Source organism: Enterococcus sp. E5-37 (assembly GCF_035726925.1).
GTDB lineage: Bacteria > Bacillota > Bacilli > Lactobacillales > Enterococcaceae > Enterococcus_B > Enterococcus_B faecium.
The window spans coordinates 105,293-124,196 of record NZ_JAPMLG010000009.1 but is presented as its reverse complement, the minus strand read 5'-3'; the positions used below and the strand labels follow the sequence as shown (position 1 = coordinate 124,196).

The window sequence follows — 18,904 nt, the reverse complement described above, 5'->3', positions numbered from 1 at the left end:
CTACAGAAAAAAGAAGCAAATGGTACTTATCAGCCAATTGACAGCCAAACAACGAATGAAAAAGGTCTTGCCAGTTTTGATTCACTCACACCTGGTAAATACCGAGTCGTTGAAACAGCTGGTCCTGTTTTGAGAAACATACGATCGGTATTTTGACGATCCCTGAGATCAATGTCCATTTGCCAATTTTTGATGAAACGAATACTGTGCTGCTAGAAAAAGGTGCCTCATTATTGGAAGGAACGTCTTATCCTACGGGGGGAGAAAATACACATGCCGTTATTTCCAGCCATCGAGGACTGCCTCAAGCAAAGTTGTTCACAGACTTACCGAAACTGACTTTAGGTGATTCTTTCTATATCGAAATCAATGGACGGACACTCGCTTATCAAGTCGATCAGATCAAGACGGTAGAACCGACTGATACAAAAGATCTGAGAATCGAAAAAGGGCAGGATTTCGTGACACTCCTAACTTGTACACCTTATATGGTCAACAGTCATCGCTTACTTGTCAGAGGGCACCGGGTTCCTTATCATGCAAAAGAAGTTCAAAAAGAAGTACAGAAAGTATCCGAGAACAAACGATTTTTCCTGTATGGATTGTTAGCTGCATGTATACTGATTTTCCTCCTTCTTATATATCTGTTTCGTCAATCGTTCAAAATAAGAAACAGAAGTTAGCTATTCCTCATTTCTATAATATATCTATTCGAATCGTTCCGTAAACAAACAGGCTGAGGTTTGAAAAAGAAAACTTCAGCCTGTTTTTATGATGATATCAAAGAGAGCCTATCAAACACTATCTTTCTTATTACTAAATGAGGATCTTTTCTTAAGTTTTCCGATATTCTTTAAGAAGGCCTTTTTGCATCAATTCTTGTTTGTTTTTCAAGTTGCGGATATTCTCTTCAAAATTTTGAGAATATATCACTGAGAATAACGTATTTAATACGTAATCGAAGGCAATTTGAGAGGAGAAAGTCGCTACTTTAGCAAAATCATATTCCTCCTGCGATATAACAAGACACATATCAGCCTGTTTGGCCATTTCTGAATGCTGATTTCCGGTAATCAGCAAGGTAGGGGCCTCTACATGCTTCAAATAGGTCATTATTCGTTCATAATGATGGATGCGACCGCTGTAGCTAATAAAAATGGCGCAATCCTTGCTAGTCAAATTGGCTGCATTCCAAGAAGAATCACTGTATTCTTCAGCCATGATCAAAAACTTATTCAACTTGACCATTTTATTCTGGAATTTCCTTGCCGTGATTTGAGAATCACCTTTTGCAAAAAGAAAGATTCGCTGTGCCTTGTTCAATACTTTACCGATTTGATCTAAATCTTCATGTTCAATCTGCAATTGTGCTTTTTTTATTGACTGGATCGATAAATCCGCCATTTTCTTTGCAATTTGCTGAGTGCTATCTTCACTTGAAAAAGGAAAATTAGGATCAATCGTTTGATTGAACTGAGCAATCAATTGATGAACTTCCCGCCCCAGCTCGAAACGGAATTCTTTAAATCCGCTGAATCCCATTTTTTTGCATAAACGAATGATAGCTGAATGGGAAGTATACGTAGCTTTTGCTAATTCTTCAATCGTCATGTAGACTGCAGCTTCGATATTCCTACGGATGTAATCGGCAATCCGTTTCTCTGTCGTGGTAAACAACTCTTGTTTTGTTAGTTTTTCTTCAATAAGCATGATCTGACCTCCAAATTCTATCTTACTGATAAACACTTGGTTCCGCTACTATCTTTTTGATTTTTATCCTTACTTTGAACATTAATTTCACCAAACCGAATGATAACAAGTGTTTTTCTGAACTTTTTTACCAGAATAGCTATTATAAATACTTTCTGCGCTTTTCTAGGATATACTGAAAACATCAATAAAAGGAGGCACCACTCATGCTTACAATCGCTTATCTTGGCAATGGAAAGAGTACAAATCGCTATCATTTGCCTTTTTCAAGAAAACTTACGAACAAAATCAATATCAAAAAAATTTTTTCCCCATCTGAACCAGTGTGGAAAACATTCGAAGACATCGAATATACTGATCAGCTGTCTGATCTTTGGGATGATCCTGAGATCCAATTAGTTGTCATCACTACACCTAGTCAATTTCATTATGAATATGGAAAAATGGCACTCGAACATGGTAAGAATGTACTAGTAGAGAAACCTTTTGCAGAAACGTCAAAGGAAGCAGAAGAGTTATTTGCATTAGCAAAAGAAAAAGGTCTATTTATCCAATGTTACCAAAACAGACGGTTCGATTCTGACTTCTTGACAGTCCAAAAAGTAATCGAAAGCGGAAAATTAGGGGATATTTTAGAAGTAGAAATGCATTATGATTATTTCAGACCGGAAGTACCAGAAAATACGCATGAATTTTCTACTGCGAACAGCTATTTATATGGACATGCTTGTCATACAGTAGATCAAGTTCTTTCTTATTTCGGCGAACCAGATGATATCAGCTATGATGTACGTCAACTTTTAGGGAAAGGACGAATGAATGATTACTTCGATCTGGATTTTTTCTATGGAAATATGAAAATTTCGATAAAATCCAGTTATTTCCGCATCAAAGAACGTCCAAGTTTCGTCGTTTACGGAAAAAAAGGGATGTTCGTGAAACAAACAAAAGATCGACAAGAAGAACATCTGAAAATGTTTTACATGCCTGATCATGAAGACTTTGGTATCGATTTGCCTGAACATTATGGTGTATTGACCTATATAGATGAACAAGGGAGTTATCATGAAGAAAAAGTAATTTCCGAGGTTGGTGATTACAGCCGTGTCTACGAAGGGATTTACGAGACATTAGTTAATGGCGCAGAAAAAGTCATCAAAGATGAAGAAACAATCTTACAAATGAAAATTTTGGAAGAAGGAATCAAAAGCATTCAAGAATCAGAAGGAAAAATATGACATATTTGTAAGAATCGGGTTTGTTTTTTGACGCATAAACTGTCTTATTGTACGATGAAAAAGTATAGAACTACTAGGAGGAACCAACATGACAAATTATGACGGTGAAAAACACAAACGATTAAGAGGTTCAATGGCCCCTAAAACAGAAGAAGAAGTGGCTTTAGCAGGAACTAATTCTGGTGAAACAGAAGACAAAGAAGAATCATTAGCTGGCACAAACTCTGGTGAAACAGAAAATAAAGAAACAGCTTTATCTGGTTCAAATTCTGTAGAAGAGGAAACAAAGCCTAATGAGCCCAATCACTTTGAAAAAGATATCGAAAAAGCGGTTGAAGATGTCAAAGAAAAATTTGAAGAACTGACCTCAAAAAATAAACATGATCATCATTGATCGGACGAAATCAATTCATAAAAGCAGGAGACATTTGGTCACCTGCTTTTTTTCTGTATCCATTCGATAGAAATCGTTCGGTACAGTCGTAAAAAAAATCCAACTGTAAGTTGTACCAAACACCCCTCGATTTAAAAGCGCTACCATACTAGAATATAAGTAGGAGGTGAACAGCGCTGTGAACTACAAAATTAGTTATCTCCTGAAAACACCAAGAGAAATCAGTCTAGAAAAAGCAGCAGAGATCATCGAAGTAAATACAAGCGAGGCGATCAAACAATTAACTCCTTTTGCCGAATATGTGGATGATACCCGTATCCGTATAAAGAAATTCCGAGCAATCGACTGGGCAGAAAAATTTTTGGATATTACTCGATTTGAAGCTGTGTATACCGAACAAGAGCGAAGAGATCTTCTTTATTTGATGGTTTATTCGACTGCAACGTCTGTTTCTGTTTTTCATTTTCAAGATTTTCTTCAGGTTTCTAAAGGGACAGTCCTGTCAGATATCAAAAAGATAAGAAATGAATTAGAAGTGGAAGATTGTCAGCTGTCGTATACTAGGAAAACTGGTTTTAGGCTGCTAGGGTCAGAAGCAATATTAAGAAGAGAAGCAAAAAATCGCACTGCTCGTTTGATGCAGTCACTTGCTGGAAGATTTGGGCTCACGTATTTAACCGCAACCCTTTCCATTGATTATTACGCCAAAGTTAGAGATTTGCTAGATAAAACGATTTCACTATCAGATCTTCGATTCGCACCAAATCGAATGGATGAATTAGCTTATTATTTGAGTTTGACAACCATTCGAATTGGAAAAACATCCATGGAACTGGTAAAAGATGCTGAACTGTTGGCTTCTCTTGCAGTCACTGACATTAGTCGACAAGTATTGACTGGCCTTGGCTATTCCGAACATCAAAATTCGGAGATTATATTTTTCTCTCTTTGCTTAGCATCGATCGTTGAAGGAGATGTCCAGGAGCCTGCACTTGATTTTTTGCTGGAATGTTCTTCAGAAGTCATCCATCGCATGGAATTCCTGATGGCCGTAGAATTTGCTTCGTTTCGTGAATTATTGATGAATGTCTTTTATCACTTGGTCCCTGCCTATTTTCGTATTTCCTATTCTTTTTATTTACCTAATGTGATGATCGATCAAATTAAGCATCAATATGCTTCCATCTACGAAATGACAAGAAAAGCATTACTTCCGTTAGAAAGACGAATAGGGAAGAGCATCCCTGAAGAAGAGATTGGTTTTTTCACTATACTATTTGGCGGAGAGATCAGAAAAGCGGACGCAGAAGAAAGAAATAGAAAAATAAGAGCCGTGATCGTCTGTCCAAGTGGCATTAGCTCTTCATTGATCTTAAAAAGTGAACTTCAGCAATTATTCCCGATGATCTTTTTTACAGAGACTAATTCAGCTGACCGCTTACACGAGGTTGACGAAACTTCTTACGATATTATTTTTTCTACTGTACCTCTCACACTTACTGATAAGAAAAAGTCTCTCTATGTTCTGCATCCAATCATGACTGACTTGGAAAAAAATCAGCTGATCAATCAAGTACAAAGAGATTGGCTGATACCAGGATTTTCAATGCCTTCTGCCCAAGAATTGTTGTCGGCGCTACTGCCTTATATCGAATTAAAAGAAGGCGTAGACGAAGAAAAGCTCTATCAAGTATTAAATCGTAAAATGAACAAACTTTTAGAAAAGAAGGAGGATCAACGTCCTATGCTATCTGAATTATTAACAGAAGAAATGATCCAATTATCGGATCAACCAAAAAACTGGCAAGAAGCAATCACATTTGCCGCACAGCCGCTATTATCAGAAAATAAAATAGAAGAAAGTTATATCAAAGCTATGATCGAGCGCGTGGAGCAGTATGGTGCGTTTATCCATATTGGCGATCACATCGCATTACCTCATGCTCGTCCAGAAGATGGCGTAAACGAAGTAGGGATGTCTTTGCTGAAACTTCAACAACCTGTGGATCTGCTTGATAATCCAGCCCATCCCATTAGTTTGTTCATCTGTTTAGCTGCTATCGATAATGAGGCACATCTTCGGGCTTTGGCAAATTTAACAAAGCTACTTTCTAATAAACAAAATCTTCAAGATTTATTACACGCATCAACAAAAGAAGAAATATTAGCGATCATAAGAAAAGGAGACGAATGATATGAAAATTTTTGCAGTATGTCAAAGTGGATTAGGAACAAGTTTTATGGTAGAGATGAACATCAAACAAGCACTTGCAGATCTTGGAGCAGATGTGGACGAGTTTGAAGTAAGTCATACGGATGTTGGAAGTGTATCTAGCGATATGGCTGATTATTTCTTCATTGAGCATTCTTTGAAAGATACGCTAACTTCTATACCTGATGAAAAGCTCGTACCTTTGCAATCGATCATTGACAGCGAAGAAGTAAAAGAAAAAGTAACGAAGATCTTGTCAAAAGAATAAAAATGATTCAAGGGAGGAACTATCAATGGATAAATTGTTGAATTTGTTTGTGTCAATCGTCAGTCAGCCCTCCATCCTCGTTTCTTTGATTGCACTGCTTGGTCTCGTTCTTCAGAAGAAGAAATTTTCAGAAGTGATCCAAGGAACTATCAAAACATTTGTCGGATTCCTAGTACTGATCGGCGGTGCTGGTTTAATCAGTAATTCACTAACCCCTTTTGCTTCGATGTTCCAAACAGCTCTGCATACTCAAGGAGTAGTTCCTAGCAATGAAGCAGTAGTGGCGATTGCTTTGCAACAATACGGTACACCTACTGCTTTGATCATGCTAGTAGGGATGATCGTGAATATTTTACTTGCTAGATTCACAAGATATAAATTCATTTTTCTTACAGGTCAAGCAATGCTTTATGTTTCTTGTCTAACAGCAGTCATTTTAGTAAGCGCGGGGTTTACTGCAAATTTGTGGATGATCTTATTAGGCGGGGTCTTCGAAGGAACACTATTAACTATTACGCCTGCTCTTTGTCAACCGTTTATGAAGAACATCACTGGAAACAATCAAGTTGCGTTAGGGCATACCGGAAATATCGGTTATGCTTCTAGTGGATGGATCGGAAAGTTTTTTGGAAACAAAGACCGTTCTACAGAGGACATAAAGATTCCTAAAAGTTTCAGCTTTTTGCGAGATTCTACTGTATCGATCATGCTCTTGATGTCGATCGTATATGTCGCACTTGCTTTGTTAGCTGGTCCTGGATTTGTTGAAAGAGAACTAAGCAATGGAGACAACGCTGTAATCTTTGCACTGATCCAAGCTGGAACATTCACAGCTGGGTTTGTTATCGTCCTTCAAGGGGTTCGAATGGTGTTGGCAGAAATCGTTCCAGCATTCCAAGGGATTGCTAAAAAACTCGTACCCGATTCTAAACCAGCATTAGATGTTCCTATCGTTTTTCCATATGCACCTAATGCTGTATTAATTGGCTTTTTTGTTAGCTTCTTTGTAGGAACACTATCCATGTTTGCTATGATAGGCTTGCAAACTACAGTTATCATTCCTGGGGTAGTAGGACATTTCTTCTGCGGAGCTGCTTCTGGTGTCTTCGGCAACTCGACTGGCGGTAGAAGAGGGGCGGTATTAGGTTCTGCTTTCAATAGCTTATTGATTAGTTGGCTGCCATTATTTATCCTTCCAGTATTAGGAGATCTTAAAATCGCTTCTTCTACATTTGCCGATACTGATTATCTAGTACCAGGACTTGTACTTGGGAAACTAGGAGAATACGGTCAAATAGCCTTGACAGTTGGAATCATCGCTTTCTTTTTACTTGTCGTATTATCTAGCTTTCTTTTTGCCGGAAAAAGAACAAACATTGTTTCTAAAGAACAGAATTAAGCAAACTTCAAAATAAAAATTGCTTGGACAATATCAGAAGAAGATTTAAAGTCTTCTGATATGTCGCAAGCAGTTTTTTGTTTTATGCATTTATTTTTGAATAGCTTGTTAAGACAAGTGGCTGTTTTGCTAGAAGAGGATAACTTTTACCATTCATTTTCACTGTTCCGCCTGTTCTATCAGAAGTAATCACGATCTTATCTTTTGTTTTTTCAAGCGAAATCTTTCCATCTTTGATAGGTAGCGTACAATTCAGTGTTTCAAATGAATCTAGATTAGGTTGTATCATAAATTCTTCATAACCTGGCTTTGTTGGATACAAACCGATAAAATAGCGTCCTAAAAGATAGATTGGGCTTGCTCCCCATGCATGGCATAAGCTTTTTCCATAAGGATCTCCATACATACTGTACTTTTCATTTCCTGTTTGAGTAGGGTCGTATTCTTCCCAGAAAGTTACCGCATCATGAGATAACATCCCTCCCCAATAATCAAGAATCGTTTGGTAGACGATATTCGTCTGTCCGAGTTTGCATAAAGCATCTTGTTCATAGAATTTGAAATATGGAGTAGTAATCTGTGTGATAGTGTCATTCAATAAGACATTCTTTAAGATCGATTGCTGTTGGTCTTTGTTAGCAAAATCGAATAAAACAGCGAAAATATTCGCATGACGCGTCACATTTCTTCTCCCAGATTCATAGCAATCGATAAAAGCGCCAAGTTCTTCATCCCAAAAGTAGTCAAATAGGTTTTGTTTCAATAGTTGATATTTTTCTTGATAGAGATGAGTATGATAATTTTCGTTCTCTCCATATGTTTCAGCTAAGATATCTCCGCAAGTGATCATGGAATGATAGGCTTTCAGTAATAAGACTTGTTCTGCAGCAAGCGTTCCTTCTTTATCCATTTCAGACCAATCAATAAATATCCAATCTTTTGCTCTCCCATAAATAAACCCTAATTCATTCGTTTGCTCCATCAAGTATCTCATTAATGATTGCATCTTAGGGTAGACGATGCGTAAAAATTCATAGTCTTTCGTCATCATATAGTGGTTTTCGATACCAATCAACCACAAGATCGAATAGTCAACGATAGTATTCATATGCTGCTTGATTTCATTTTGTCCTCTTAATGCTAATATCGTTCGTTTATTGATTTCCTCGTCAAAAAAAAGATATTGATTGATCATGAATGATTGATACGCATCTCCAGACCAAATCCAGCGATCTCGTTTGATACCGTCGATAAAAAACAAATCACTACATAACTTGAAGGTTTCTTCTGATACTGACCAGATCTGATTCAGTAAAGAAGAATCGCTTGAAAAAGCAGCTTGTTTCGAAAGAGATAAAAATTCATGAAAAACTTGAAGTTGAACCATTCCAGTAGAAACCTCTGGTATAAACAAATAGCGAAAAGCGCGTTTACGAGCTTTCATTTTTCTTGTCATTCCTATTTGCTTATAGTAGCAATAATCGATATCCATAGCTTCTACATCGGACTCTCCATAACATAGAGTGATAGATTCGATATGGTCATCCAGAGATATTAGTTCTACACAGCCATTCACTGCTCGCCCAAAATCGAATAAGATTCCTCCGCCAATCTCCGTTTCAGTGACTGGATGGACGCATTCTTTTTGATAATAGATTTGATTTGGATCTTTTGCGATATCGACATAAAGCGGACTCCAGCCAGCTGGATATTCTTCAATAAAATTACTTGCTGTCCAGCCAATATCTGATTTTACTTCGTCTCCCTCGATAAACATCGCTGGTAGCCCTGATGTATGTCCTACAAAGATACGAATTTTTGCTTTACCAGCTGGACAAGTCAGCCATTTTCCACATGGATGTTTTTGTCCATTAATTTCTACATACCCAACTCCTTGGATCGTCACTTTAAACATGGAAGGTTGATCAAGAAAGTAATATCTCTTAAACTTGACGTTCCGATGGCAATCATCCATGTACCAGTACGCTGGCCAGTCAAAACCTCGTTCTTCCCGTTGGAAATTTTGTAGCAGTCCATGGCGGATCTCAAAGTCTCCAGGATACCAAAGCCATCTATCTTTATGTTTTTCATTTGTCATTTTACACGACCTCCATCAAATTTATTTTGTTGTCAATTGTTCTTTTATTTCTTCATCTACTCTTATCACTGTCTTTCTATTCGTCCTGTGTACTACTAGAAGGCTAATAAGCGCGCTAATCAACAGCAAGATACTGCCATTGACGAAAACAGCAAGTGTTTTACTCCCAAGAGAAGCAAAAGAGAGAAAGAGCAAACCATATGGTGCAATGAAAGTACCTAAATTAGCGCCAACCAATAAGATTGAAGTATTGAAACTCTCCGCGTACTTGGGCGCTTGGATACTTACTTGGTTGAATAAGTAAGGAATGAATAACGAAAAAGAAATTCCTGTTAGGATCGCACCAAACCCAATCACATACAGGTTTATCACAGTGGCAATCAATACAAAGCCGATTCCCATCAGTAGTAAAGAAAGTGTAAGCATATAGCGATGTGCTTTTGTCTGAAGCCAGCCAAAACAAACTCCGGCAGCCATACTTGCCAATTGCATGATTGTTAAGATATTCGCTGCATTAGTTTCGTTTCCTAGAGAATAAGTCGTCAGGACTGTGGCTAATTTAATCGATACAGCATTATATACCACGATGACCAGCAAGAGAAAAATACCATAACTAATCATTTTAGGATTCGTTTTGATTACTTGTCTTGTTGGGGCTGTGCCATGTGATTGAAGTTCAGTTGTTTCAGGTGTAGGAACAAACAAAACAAACAAGACAAGAATAGGTAAGCTGATGGCGTAGACTAAAAAGGTATATTGCCAACCGAACTGTACTAGCTGTCCTGCAACAAATGTCATTAAAGCTGCACCAAATCCTTGAAATGCACTTTGAAAACCAATCATAGAGGCTCGTTCATCTCCGTGATAAAAGGCAGCAATCATGCTGACTGCCAAAGAATTGATCAATCCAAAGCCAATACCTAGTCCAGCTCTTGAAGCTAAGACAATACTGTAACTTTGTGAGAAGAGGGGGAGGATACCACAAATCGATGCAATCACTAATCCGATGATCACAGTTTGTTTTTGTCCGATTTTCCTAGCAATAAAACTACTAATCAAAACAAAAATAGTGACCATAAAAGAGGGAGCAGTCGTTAATAATTCAACAGCAGATAAAGAACGCGTGGCATAAGTAGCTGACATACTGGGAATTGCAGACGTGACTGCACCAGCAGAAGTCAAAATAAGAGAGACTGACAGCAGAGAAAATTTCATCATCTTTTTATTCATAAGCATGTTCCTTTCATTTTTGTAAGCGCTTATCAAGAAATATAGTATGAAGTGGTTATTCTCTCAATAGCGGAATCACAGGAAGTTCATGTCCCAACCATAGAAAGTCTTTATGAAACCAAAAATAGCTTTGCATATAATAGCAGTACAGCGTGAACTAATAAGCGAAAGAAACCACTTACAAAAAGGAGGGAGTCAATTGGAACTAGCTGAATTAGACATTTTTTTTGCGTAACGAAGAATCAATCGAAACTCTGCAGCGTGAACAAGGAATGAATATCAATGATTTAAACTTAGCTTACCATCTTCAGACACCGCCAAAAATCCACCGAGGGGATCTATTTCAACAGGGAAATATTCATATCAGTAAACACCGTCGATATGCGGAAGTTCCCGAGCATACACATGATTTTGTTGAAATCAATTATATGTATAGCGGTACATGTTTATAAATTATTAATGGAGAAAGGATAGAGATGGAAGAAAGTGACGTGGTGATCATTGATAAAGAAGCTACTCAAAGAATCGAATACACAGGGCAAGAGGATATTTTAATCAACATCTTATTAAAAGAAGAAACCTTATCTACAGAGATATTGAATCATTTGGCAAGCACAAATAATCTACTTTCTTCTTTTTTGATCAATGCATCAAAAGAAAAAGGGGAACATACACAATTCATTCATTTTCGCGGCGGAAAAACAAGTCGTTTGACGCATTTGATTGAAAATATGCTGTTGATTTATTTTGATACATACAGTCATAAGATCCGTTCGTTAAATCTCTATACATCACTATTACTGATCGAATTGACTCATTTATTAGAACAACAAAGCTTTTCATCAGCAGATGGATGCGCAGAAAATGAGATGCTTAGAGTATTAGATTATATCGATAAGCATTTTACTTCTTGTACGTTAAAAGAAACAGCAGCTCATTTTGGCTACAATCCGGTCTATCTTAGTAATAAATTGAAAATGTATTTTGATGCTTCCTTTCAAGAACTGGTTCTAAAGAAAAAATTCGACTTTGCGTTGGAACTGATTCAAGAAACGAGTTTTTCGTTGGAAGAAATCGCTAATCGTATCGGATATAAACAAACGACTTCTTTATTCAAATTATTCAAGAAGTATTCAACATGTACTCCCAATGAATGGAGAAATAAACATTAAGAAGATTGCAGCGAATTTTTTTGGATTTATTTTCAGTTCTAAACTTTTGGTTGTATTATCAGGGGATATAGGTGTAAACATTTGTCATTTATCTGTTATGCGTATTCAGGAATTCGTTTCCATCAAAAATTATAATAACAACTATTATAATTAACATGTTGATAAAATGAATAAACAAGACTATACTTTTCATGAAAGTAACAAATAGTTATGAAAAGGAGCTGTTTATTCATGAAAAAAACAAGTCGTAAAGTAGTAATCGTCGGTACAGGTTTTGTTGGAACAAGTATCGCTTATGCAATGATCAACCAAGGAATCTCTAATGAATTAGTATTGATCGATGTGAATCAAGAAAAAGCAGAAGGGGAAGCATTGGACCTTTTAGATGGTATGGCTTGGGGCGATGAAAATGTGGCTGTATGGTCAGGTGGCTATGAAGAATGTAAAGATGCTGATATCGTTGTTATCACAGCTGGTATCAACCAAAAACCTGGTCAATCTCGTTTAGATTTAGTTAAAACAAATGCGTCAATCATGCGCCAAATCGTAAAAGAAATCATGGGATCAGGATTCGACGGTATTATCGTTGTTGCTTCAAACCCAGTAGATATTTTGACATATATCGCTTGGAACGAATCTGGTCTGCCAACATCACGTGTTATCGGTACTGGAACAACATTGGATACAACTCGTTTCCGTAAAGAAATCGCATTGAAATTAAAAGTTGACCCACGCAGCGTCCACGGCTATATCTTAGGTGAACATGGTGATTCAGAAGTTGCTGCATGGTCACATACAACTGTCGGTGGTAAACCAGTGTTTGAAATTGTAGAAAAAGACCATCGTATTGCCCAAGATGAATTAGATGTGATTGCTGATAAAGTCCGTAATGCTGCTTATGAGATCATTGATCGTAAAAAAGCAACTTACTATGGTATTGGTATGAGTACTGCACGTATCGTAAAAGCTATCTTGAATAACGAACAAGCTGTATTGCCTGTATCTGCTTATTTAACTGGTGAATACGACGAAAAAGATATCTTTACAGGTGTGCCATCAATCGTTGACGAAAATGGTGTTCGTGAAGTTGTTGAATTATCAATCAACGAAGAAGAAAAAGCAATGTTCAGCAAATCAACAAGTGCTTTAAGAGAAGTATTGAACACTGTATTATAAGAAACAATGAATATGAACTAAAAATCCTAAAACTGCTTAACAGCTGAAATAGCTGTTAAGCAGTTTTTTATTGATATCTAATAGGTAAGCAAATAAACAGAATGGTTAAAATTAATCGGTCCGAAAATGTATCCGTACATATGAACATATGAAATTTAATCTGTTGATTACAATAAGCGAATCGTTATCAATGTTTATCTGTGGTTAATTAAAAAATCCTTCCGCAACGGCAAATACAATGATTCATATCTAATTCGTTCATATTTGATTAACTGAATAAAGAAACTGGTTTTTATCATTCAATTAAACGACAAAAAAAGTAAGAAAAACTGCAAAATTTTTTTATAATTTTGCATAAGCAGATTTTGATGGAAAAATGACGATTTTTGATAAAAAACCGTTCGAGAGAGGTTTATCATTTTTTAAATCTACTTTGTATAATATATATTATGTAAACTAAAATATATAAAAAACCAGTCCACTAGTTCTAAACCACTATTTCCTACTATCCACTCTTTTGTATTCCTTTTAAATCAATTATTTCAAAATTAATCCATTTATTGCGGTTTGTCGTAAATAATTGGTTATCTTGGACTTTAGCGAATCGAAATCCAATGAACTAGTGGTAATCATTATGATAAAATCAACAGCTTCTTGACGAGAAAAAGCAACTGGACAATTATTCAATTGAAGAAACAACAACATGGCAACAAGAGCAGTTCGTTTATTGCCATTATGAAAAGGATGTTTTTTAGCTAAATTAATTGCTAAAATCGCCGCTTTTTCATAGACTTCGGGATAGAGTTCTTGATTAAATACTGCTTGCGAAGGCTGTTTGACGGCCATATCTAATGCATTTGCATCTTTTACACCGATCATTTCGCCTGGCGAGTGACGTAAAATAACTTTCGCGTTGATTTTAATGATTTCTTTAGACGAAAGATACCTCATAAATCAACCAAATCTTTTAACGCGTCTTCATATTGATTCATGATCGAATCAACTAATGAATCAATATCAGGTTCTTCTTGTGCTTTGATCATTCGTACAGAACCATCAGATTGAAAAACATAACTGATTGCGTCACCTGTCTGCACACCCATAAATTCTTTTACTTCTGGTGGGATAGTTGTTACATCGCTATTGCCAGATTTTCTAATTTTATACTTTTTCATTTTTTTCATATTTCGCCACCCTCTATACCATTCTCATTCTATAGTAAGTACATTATATCCAAGTATATACTTTTAATCAATGTATATACTTTTATTTTGCTTTTTCTTACGAAAAAATGACAAAGAAAAAAAGTTTGTGACATGACTTTTGTCACAAACTCTCGTATTCTTAACCAAAATATTGATGAAATACTTGTGTAATAACTGGTAGAAAATAAATAATGATCATAGCCGCTACCACCATCAACAATTGTTTTCGCTGTTTCTTTCGCTTTAGCATGCTTGTCGTTTTATGAAAAAAATAAGTAGCGCTTTTAGCTCCTGCAGTCAAAGTCGATAAAATCAACGTTGGTGAATATGCTGTTTGATTGTGCGTCAATGACAACAACTTCGTCCCGTAATCAGGATACTTTAGAAATGCTTGGTACACAGCCACAATCGTAATTGCTCCCATAAGATAATTTAAAAATGAATGCACTTTTTTCAAATAAAAAAAACTCCTTGCTATCTATATAAAATCAGCCTACCCCAACATTTTTGCTTGATTGACTGATATTTTTTAGTTTTATTGGTATTTATATTCTTACTTTTCGGAATAAATATTCCGCTATTTCATTGTTTTCATTTACTCTACTTCGTTTTCATTATTTTTTCTTGATGTTTCTTTGTTTCCATCAACTGCTTTTGTTCCACTGTTTTCGATCCAAGGAAAAGAAAAACCGATTGTCATATCTTCTTTTAATACTAAAACTGCATCGAATTTCCCTTTTTTACCAGTAAAACCTTTGACAACTTTACTTGTCTTTCCTTTTGAAAGCAAATCTCTGAGATTCGTTTTAGTCAGCTTCTTTTTAGCTACTGTTGGCCACAATTTGAAGTCGCATTCCGGATTCAAGCATGTAGCGATTTTAGGATAAAGCATGACTATCCCCTTTTTACATTTTGGACATCTTCCTAATTGATCGTTTTTCTTCTCCATCGCTTTTATCTGTCGTGTCCCGCTAATCTCATCTGAAAAGTCTACCTTGTCGATTTGATTAGGAACTTCTGCTAATAAATGTAGGATGAATTTTTTGATATTCTCTAAAAAAACAGATGGTGTCCCCTCTTGTTTACCAATTTTTCTCAAGTACCCTTCCCAGCGCGCAGTCATTTCTGCGCTCGTCAGTAATGGTTCATTGGCTACTGCCTTACAAAGAGTGATTCCTTTTGGCGTAACAGTTATTTCGTTTTTATTGACTTCGATGTAATGCTTCTGCTTAAGATTTTCAATGATATTGGCTCGTGTAGCTTCTGTCCCTATTCCTTCTACTTCTTTGAGAATTTCTTGCGCTTCATCATTATCCAGCGTTTTTCCCGCAGTTTTCATTGCTGTGATCAACGTTCCTTCGGTATAGGGTTTTGGAGGTTGTGTTTCTTTCTCCATACTTTTCAGTTCTACTTCTGCTTCTTCATTTTCTACGATAGGAGGAAGAGTCTGAGCTTCTTTCTTTTTTGACTTAATGCGTAAGATTTCCTGCCAACCTTGCTGTAATGGGATCTTTCCGATGCTTTTTAACTTTAATTGCTGTACGCCCGTCATTACGGTCGTCTCTTCGTAGATATAATCTGCAGCAAACATAGCCACAGTAGTGCGCAAAACTTGCAAATAGATTGCTTGCTGTAATTTGGAAAGCTTCGCAAAGCGTGCAGGAGTCGGAATCGTCTTTGTCGGAATAATTGCATGATGTTCTTGAACTTTTTTCGCATCGACATACCGTTTCTTTGCTTTGATCTCAATTGTCTGTACTTCTTCTATTCCTAAAAATTTTTTATAATTTTGCAGATGTTTAACCAGATACTGATGCTCATTTTCTGTAATGTAAAAGGAATCCGTTCTTGGATAGCTTAGAAACTTGCTTTCGTACAATCCTTGAGCAGCATCAAGTGTAGCTTTGGCACTTGCTTTCATTAGCTGATTCATCTTTGTCTGCAAACTAGATAGCGAAAATAAACGTGGACTATGCAACCTCTTTTCCTTTTTCGTAACTTCAAGAATCCGTCCGTTTTGCTTACCTAAATGCGCTCCAAATTTTTCTATTTCCTTCGTTAACTCTTCTTGGGTTTTAAATGATTTTTTTGGTACGATTTTTCCAGAAAACTGCCCTTTGTTTGTCGTAATTAAACCTTCTCCTTCAAAGTACGTTTCTTTTTTGAAGTGTTTGATTTCTTCTTGCAGCTGATAAATCATATAGAGTGTCGGTGTTTGTACACGACCAAGAGAAAAACTGCCATCAATCCCTTTTCGTTGAAGTAGCAAGCTATATAATGGACTTCCATTCATTCCAATCAGCCAATCAGCGTTCTGCCTTGCTTGCGCTTCTTTATATTTTGGAAAATAGTTCTTCCCAGGTTGAAGATTCTTAAAACCATCATAGATTGCTTCTTTTTCAAGAGAATTGATCCATAAACGTAAATAGTTCTTTTCCTTAGAAAATGCGTTTGCTTGTCGAATAATCGACCACGCGATGGCTTCACCTTCTCGATCACCATCTGTTGCAATAATGATGGTATCAGCTGACTGTAACTCTCGTTTTACGATCGAAAATTGTGTACGTTTGTCCCTTGGAACTTCGTAACGGAAGGTTTCTGGGAAAATAGGCAAATTTTCTAACGACCATTTTGCCCAACGCTCTTCATAAGCTCCTGGAGCAACCATATCTACCAAATGTCCAAAACCATAAGTGATGGTTACTTCACCAGCAAACAAAGGATCGCTGATTTCATAATACCCTTCATGTCGCTTTCGCTGTTGGAAGGTTTCGGCATAGGCTTTTGCTTGTGAAGGTTTTTCAGCTAGTATCACCGTCTTCATCTTCTGACCTCCGTTACTTGATTTTTGCGGACTTCTCTATTATGGAACATATTTTCGCATCTGGCAATAAGAAAAAGATACCGTATAGTCGAAAAATAGGCACAAAAAACACCAGGCAAACAAACGATGTTCCGTTTGCTGCATGATGTTTCCAAAAAATATTCATTTTTAGCTGTCACTCTTGGTTGATCTGCCAGTTGATGCCAAATCGATCAGTTACCATCCCATACAATTGAGCCCACGGAACAACATCCAGCGGCATCTCAATCTTTCCGCCCTCAGCTAAGCTTTCAAATAGACGCTTCGTTTCTTCTTCATTTCTTGTCTGAATGACTAAAGAAACATTATTTCCAACAACCAATTCAGGACCGATTCCTTCTGGCGTATCTGCAAACATGACTAATGTATCATAAATGTTCAACTGTGCATTCGTGATTAGATTTTTTGCTTCTTCTGGCAAGTTCATTTGTTCTATTCCAGGCATTTCACCGTATGTGGTGATACCTGATGCTTCAGTCTCAAAAACTTTTTCATAAAAAGCGATGGCTTCACGCGACTCATTTTTGAAGTTCAGATAGATATCCAATGTAAACAGCTCCTCTCTTGGTTAAATCTACCATAAGAAAGCGCTTTTTACAAGTAGATCGTTGGATTGATTCATGCCAAAGACCTTGTCGCAACTTCTTTTTGATCTTTTTTATAATCATTTATTCAAAAAATCTGTAATAGCGGATTGATTCATTTGATTATCAATCTCAAGAATACTTCCAGCATAATCACTTTGCCCATAATTCCACGAACCGTCTACTGGCACACTTAACCGATCAATGCCACCAGCTCCCCGTGCAATCGAAAAGAGGTTTTTCGTCAAGAACCAAGCAGTGACATCTGTGGATGTATACCCTAAAGCTTTACCAGCTGCATAAGGTGCACAAATCAGATTCAATGGATTCTTCAACTGGCTAAAGATAGCGTTCATTACTTGCTGTTGGCGTCTGACACGGCCAAAGTCTCCTTGTTCATCCATTCGGAAACGTGCATATTGCAAAAGAATATGTCCATCCATCTTCTGGATCCCTTTTTTAATATCTACACCATCCAGATTCAGATCTTTTTCTGCATCGATCTTCACTCCATTCATGAATAAGGCATCGATTACTTTTTCAAACGATTTGAAATCGACTTTCGCATAGTATTGACAATTGATTCCAAAATTTTCTACTAAGGTTTGACGCACTAGATCGGCTCCTCCGTATGCATAAGCTGAATTGATCTTATTTTGTCCTACCCCTGGGATCGTAACGAAGCTGTCACGCATAAAAGAAATCAGTTTCGGCTTATGGGAAGGACCATCCAACTGTAAGACCATGATCGTATCGGCTCGCCCGGCATCTTCTCCGCGTGTATCACTCCCAAGGATCAAAATATTATGCGCACCATTTGTCGCTTTTTGCCCATGAAAGGTTTCTGAAGTCGCTGCCTCTAAGCTTGTGTCATGTTCAGCTATATATTTACCAATAAAAAATGAGATTCCTGAATAAAGGATCAAAACAAGCAAAATCGATAGAATGATTTTTTTCCACGATCGCTTTCTTCGAGGTTTCAACGGTTTGTTCTTCTTTTGCCGATTGAAAAATTTTTTATTTTTTTTTTGTTCTTCTGCTCTTGGTGCATTTCTATATATCTGTTGTTCGTGTTGGTTCAAATGTTCAAATGAGTGCTGCTCTCTTTCATAAATACGGGTAGCATCTTCCTCATTTTCCATACGCGTTCGTTTTCTTTCTCTTCTAGCAAAAATACTCCCCGTATCCCGCTTCAGAGGTTTCGCCTTCTTATGGATGTCCTTATAGCGATCCATCCGACTCATTGTGGTTCCTCCTCGTTTCTTACTGATAAATAAAGGATACGATAACCAATCGACAAAAGCCTATCATTTTTTGATAATTTAATAAAAAATAACGAAATAAATGCTTCGATA

General features: G+C 36.9%; 15 protein-coding genes and 3 pseudogenes. 9 read left to right on the top strand and 9 right to left on the bottom strand.

Annotated features, from left to right (window positions below):
• Together OS138_RS12760 and OS138_RS09160 are read left to right on the top strand one after the other, a co-directional pair.
• Nucleotides 1–126: pseudogene (locus OS138_RS12760) on the top strand (prealbumin-like fold domain-containing protein); the annotation flags it as partial.
• 2 nt (nucleotides 127–128) lie between these two features.
• Nucleotides 129–683, top strand: a pseudogene (locus tag OS138_RS09160) (class C sortase); the annotation flags it as partial.
• 151 nt (nucleotides 684–834) lie between these two features.
• Here the strand turns inward: OS138_RS09160 and OS138_RS09155 are convergent.
• A complete protein-coding gene (locus OS138_RS09155) occupies nucleotides 835–1,710 on the bottom strand; it encodes a MurR/RpiR family transcriptional regulator (protein WP_325070030.1) in 876 nt (291 codons plus the stop codon).
• 206 nt (nucleotides 1,711–1,916) lie between these two features.
• Here OS138_RS09155 and OS138_RS09150 point away from each other — a divergent pair, with 206 nt between their 5' ends.
• From OS138_RS09150 to OS138_RS09130, 5 genes are all read left to right on the top strand, one after another.
• Entirely contained in the window at nucleotides 1,917–2,948 is a 1,032-nt protein-coding gene (locus tag OS138_RS09150) for a Gfo/Idh/MocA family oxidoreductase (RefSeq protein WP_002286050.1), read from the top strand.
• An 88-nt stretch (nucleotides 2,949–3,036) separates the two neighbouring features.
• Complete coding sequence (locus tag OS138_RS09145; protein WP_002286049.1) at nucleotides 3,037–3,342, top strand: hypothetical protein; 306 nt, start codon at nucleotides 3,037–3,039, stop codon at nucleotides 3,340–3,342.
• A 178-nt stretch (nucleotides 3,343–3,520) separates the two neighbouring features.
• On the top strand, nucleotides 3,521–5,536 hold the full coding sequence (locus tag OS138_RS09140; RefSeq protein WP_002286048.1) for a BglG family transcription antiterminator: 2,016 nt from the start codon (nucleotides 3,521–3,523) through the stop codon (nucleotides 5,534–5,536).
• 1 nt (nucleotide 5,537) lies between these two features.
• On the top strand, nucleotides 5,538–5,822 hold the full coding sequence (locus OS138_RS09135) for a PTS sugar transporter subunit IIB (RefSeq protein ID WP_002286047.1): 285 nt from the start codon (nucleotides 5,538–5,540) through the stop codon (nucleotides 5,820–5,822).
• A gap of 25 nt (nucleotides 5,823–5,847) precedes the next feature.
• Complete coding sequence (locus tag OS138_RS09130) at nucleotides 5,848–7,221, top strand: PTS ascorbate transporter subunit IIC (protein ID WP_002286041.1); 1,374 nt, start codon at nucleotides 5,848–5,850, stop codon at nucleotides 7,219–7,221.
• Nucleotides 7,222–7,303: 82 nt separating this feature from the next.
• Here the strand turns inward: OS138_RS09130 and OS138_RS09125 are convergent, their stop codons facing one another.
• A complete protein-coding gene (locus OS138_RS09125; protein ID WP_002286037.1) occupies nucleotides 7,304–9,319 on the bottom strand; it encodes an alpha-L-rhamnosidase in 2,016 nt (671 codons plus the stop codon).
• A gap of 21 nt (nucleotides 9,320–9,340) precedes the next feature.
• Nucleotides 9,341–10,555, bottom strand: coding sequence for an MFS transporter (locus OS138_RS09120; protein WP_002320890.1), 1,215 nt, complete (start codon nucleotides 10,553–10,555; stop codon nucleotides 9,341–9,343).
• Nucleotides 10,556–10,776: 221 nt separating this feature from the next.
• On the opposite strand from OS138_RS09120, the pseudogene OS138_RS09115 reads away from it, so the two are divergent.
• Both OS138_RS09115 and OS138_RS09110 read left to right on the top strand, forming a co-directional pair.
• A pseudogene (locus OS138_RS09115) lies at nucleotides 10,777–11,721 on the top strand (AraC family transcriptional regulator).
• 231 nt (nucleotides 11,722–11,952) lie between these two features.
• On the top strand, nucleotides 11,953–12,897 hold the full coding sequence (locus tag OS138_RS09110; protein WP_002289717.1) for an L-lactate dehydrogenase: 945 nt from the start codon (nucleotides 11,953–11,955) through the stop codon (nucleotides 12,895–12,897).
• 537 nt (nucleotides 12,898–13,434) lie between these two features.
• On the opposite strand, the gene OS138_RS09105 is transcribed toward OS138_RS09110, so the two are convergent.
• The 6 genes from OS138_RS09105 to OS138_RS09080 all read right to left on the bottom strand — a co-directional run bounded on the left by OS138_RS09105 (nucleotide 13,435) and on the right by OS138_RS09080 (nucleotide 18,793).
• Nucleotides 13,435–13,848: a type II toxin-antitoxin system death-on-curing family toxin gene (locus OS138_RS09105; RefSeq protein ID WP_044145020.1), complete on the bottom strand. Its 414-nt coding sequence runs from the start codon at nucleotides 13,846–13,848 to the stop codon at nucleotides 13,435–13,437.
• A complete protein-coding gene (locus OS138_RS09100) occupies nucleotides 13,845–14,081 on the bottom strand; it encodes an AbrB/MazE/SpoVT family DNA-binding domain-containing protein (RefSeq protein WP_002289715.1) in 237 nt (78 codons plus the stop codon). Before OS138_RS09100 ends, OS138_RS09105 begins: the two co-directional genes overlap by 4 nt.
• A 160-nt stretch (nucleotides 14,082–14,241) precedes the next feature.
• The gene (locus OS138_RS09095) at nucleotides 14,242–14,526 is read right to left on the bottom strand and encodes a hypothetical protein (RefSeq protein WP_002317704.1); all 285 of its coding nucleotides are present in this window, start codon (nucleotides 14,524–14,526) and stop codon (nucleotides 14,242–14,244) included.
• 171 nt (nucleotides 14,527–14,697) lie between these two features.
• Nucleotides 14,698–16,926 carry a type IA DNA topoisomerase gene (topB, locus tag OS138_RS09090; RefSeq protein ID WP_044145021.1) on the bottom strand — a complete coding sequence of 743 codons (2,229 nt, stop codon included), beginning with the start codon at nucleotides 16,924–16,926 and terminating at the stop codon, nucleotides 14,698–14,700.
• Nucleotides 16,927–17,101: 175 nt separating this feature from the next.
• Nucleotides 17,102–17,512 (bottom strand): VOC family protein, encoded by a 411-nt coding sequence (locus OS138_RS09085; protein ID WP_044145022.1) that lies wholly within the window; start codon nucleotides 17,510–17,512, stop codon nucleotides 17,102–17,104.
• Between the two features lie 117 nt (nucleotides 17,513–17,629).
• A complete protein-coding gene (locus OS138_RS09080; protein WP_325070028.1) occupies nucleotides 17,630–18,793 on the bottom strand; it encodes an LCP family protein in 1,164 nt (387 codons plus the stop codon).
• Nucleotides 18,794–18,904 lie beyond the last annotated feature (111 nt).

Excerpts from the sequence above, each read along its gene's own strand:
- OS138_RS09095 (WP_002317704.1), bottom strand. The coding sequence starts at position 14,526 with ATGGGAGCAATTACGATTGTGGCTGTGTACCAAGCATTTCTAAAGTAT.
- OS138_RS09155 (WP_325070030.1), bottom strand. The coding sequence starts at position 1,710 with ATGCTTATTGAAGAAAAACTAACAAAACAAGAGTTGTTTACCACGACA.
- OS138_RS09150 (WP_002286050.1), top strand. The coding sequence starts at position 1,917 with ATGCTTACAATCGCTTATCTTGGCAATGGAAAGAGTACAAATCGCTAT.
- OS138_RS09120 (WP_002320890.1), bottom strand. The coding sequence starts at position 10,555 with ATGCTTATGAATAAAAAGATGATGAAATTTTCTCTGCTGTCAGTCTCT.
- OS138_RS09080 (WP_325070028.1), bottom strand. The coding sequence starts at position 18,793 with ATGAGTCGGATGGATCGCTATAAGGACATCCATAAGAAGGCGAAACCT.
- OS138_RS09105 (WP_044145020.1), bottom strand. The coding sequence starts at position 13,848 with ATGAGGTATCTTTCGTCTAAAGAAATCATTAAAATCAACGCGAAAGTT.
- OS138_RS09135 (WP_002286047.1), top strand. The coding sequence starts at position 5,538 with ATGAAAATTTTTGCAGTATGTCAAAGTGGATTAGGAACAAGTTTTATG.
- OS138_RS09130 (WP_002286041.1), top strand. The coding sequence starts at position 5,848 with ATGGATAAATTGTTGAATTTGTTTGTGTCAATCGTCAGTCAGCCCTCC.
- topB (WP_044145021.1), bottom strand. The coding sequence starts at position 16,926 with ATGAAGACGGTGATACTAGCTGAAAAACCTTCACAAGCAAAAGCCTAT.
- OS138_RS09145 (WP_002286049.1), top strand. The coding sequence starts at position 3,037 with ATGACAAATTATGACGGTGAAAAACACAAACGATTAAGAGGTTCAATG.
- OS138_RS09100 (WP_002289715.1), bottom strand. The coding sequence starts at position 14,081 with ATGAAAAAAATGAAAAAGTATAAAATTAGAAAATCTGGCAATAGCGAT.
- OS138_RS09125 (WP_002286037.1), bottom strand. The coding sequence starts at position 9,319 with ATGACAAATGAAAAACATAAAGATAGATGGCTTTGGTATCCTGGAGAC.
- OS138_RS09110 (WP_002289717.1), top strand. The coding sequence starts at position 11,953 with ATGAAAAAAACAAGTCGTAAAGTAGTAATCGTCGGTACAGGTTTTGTT.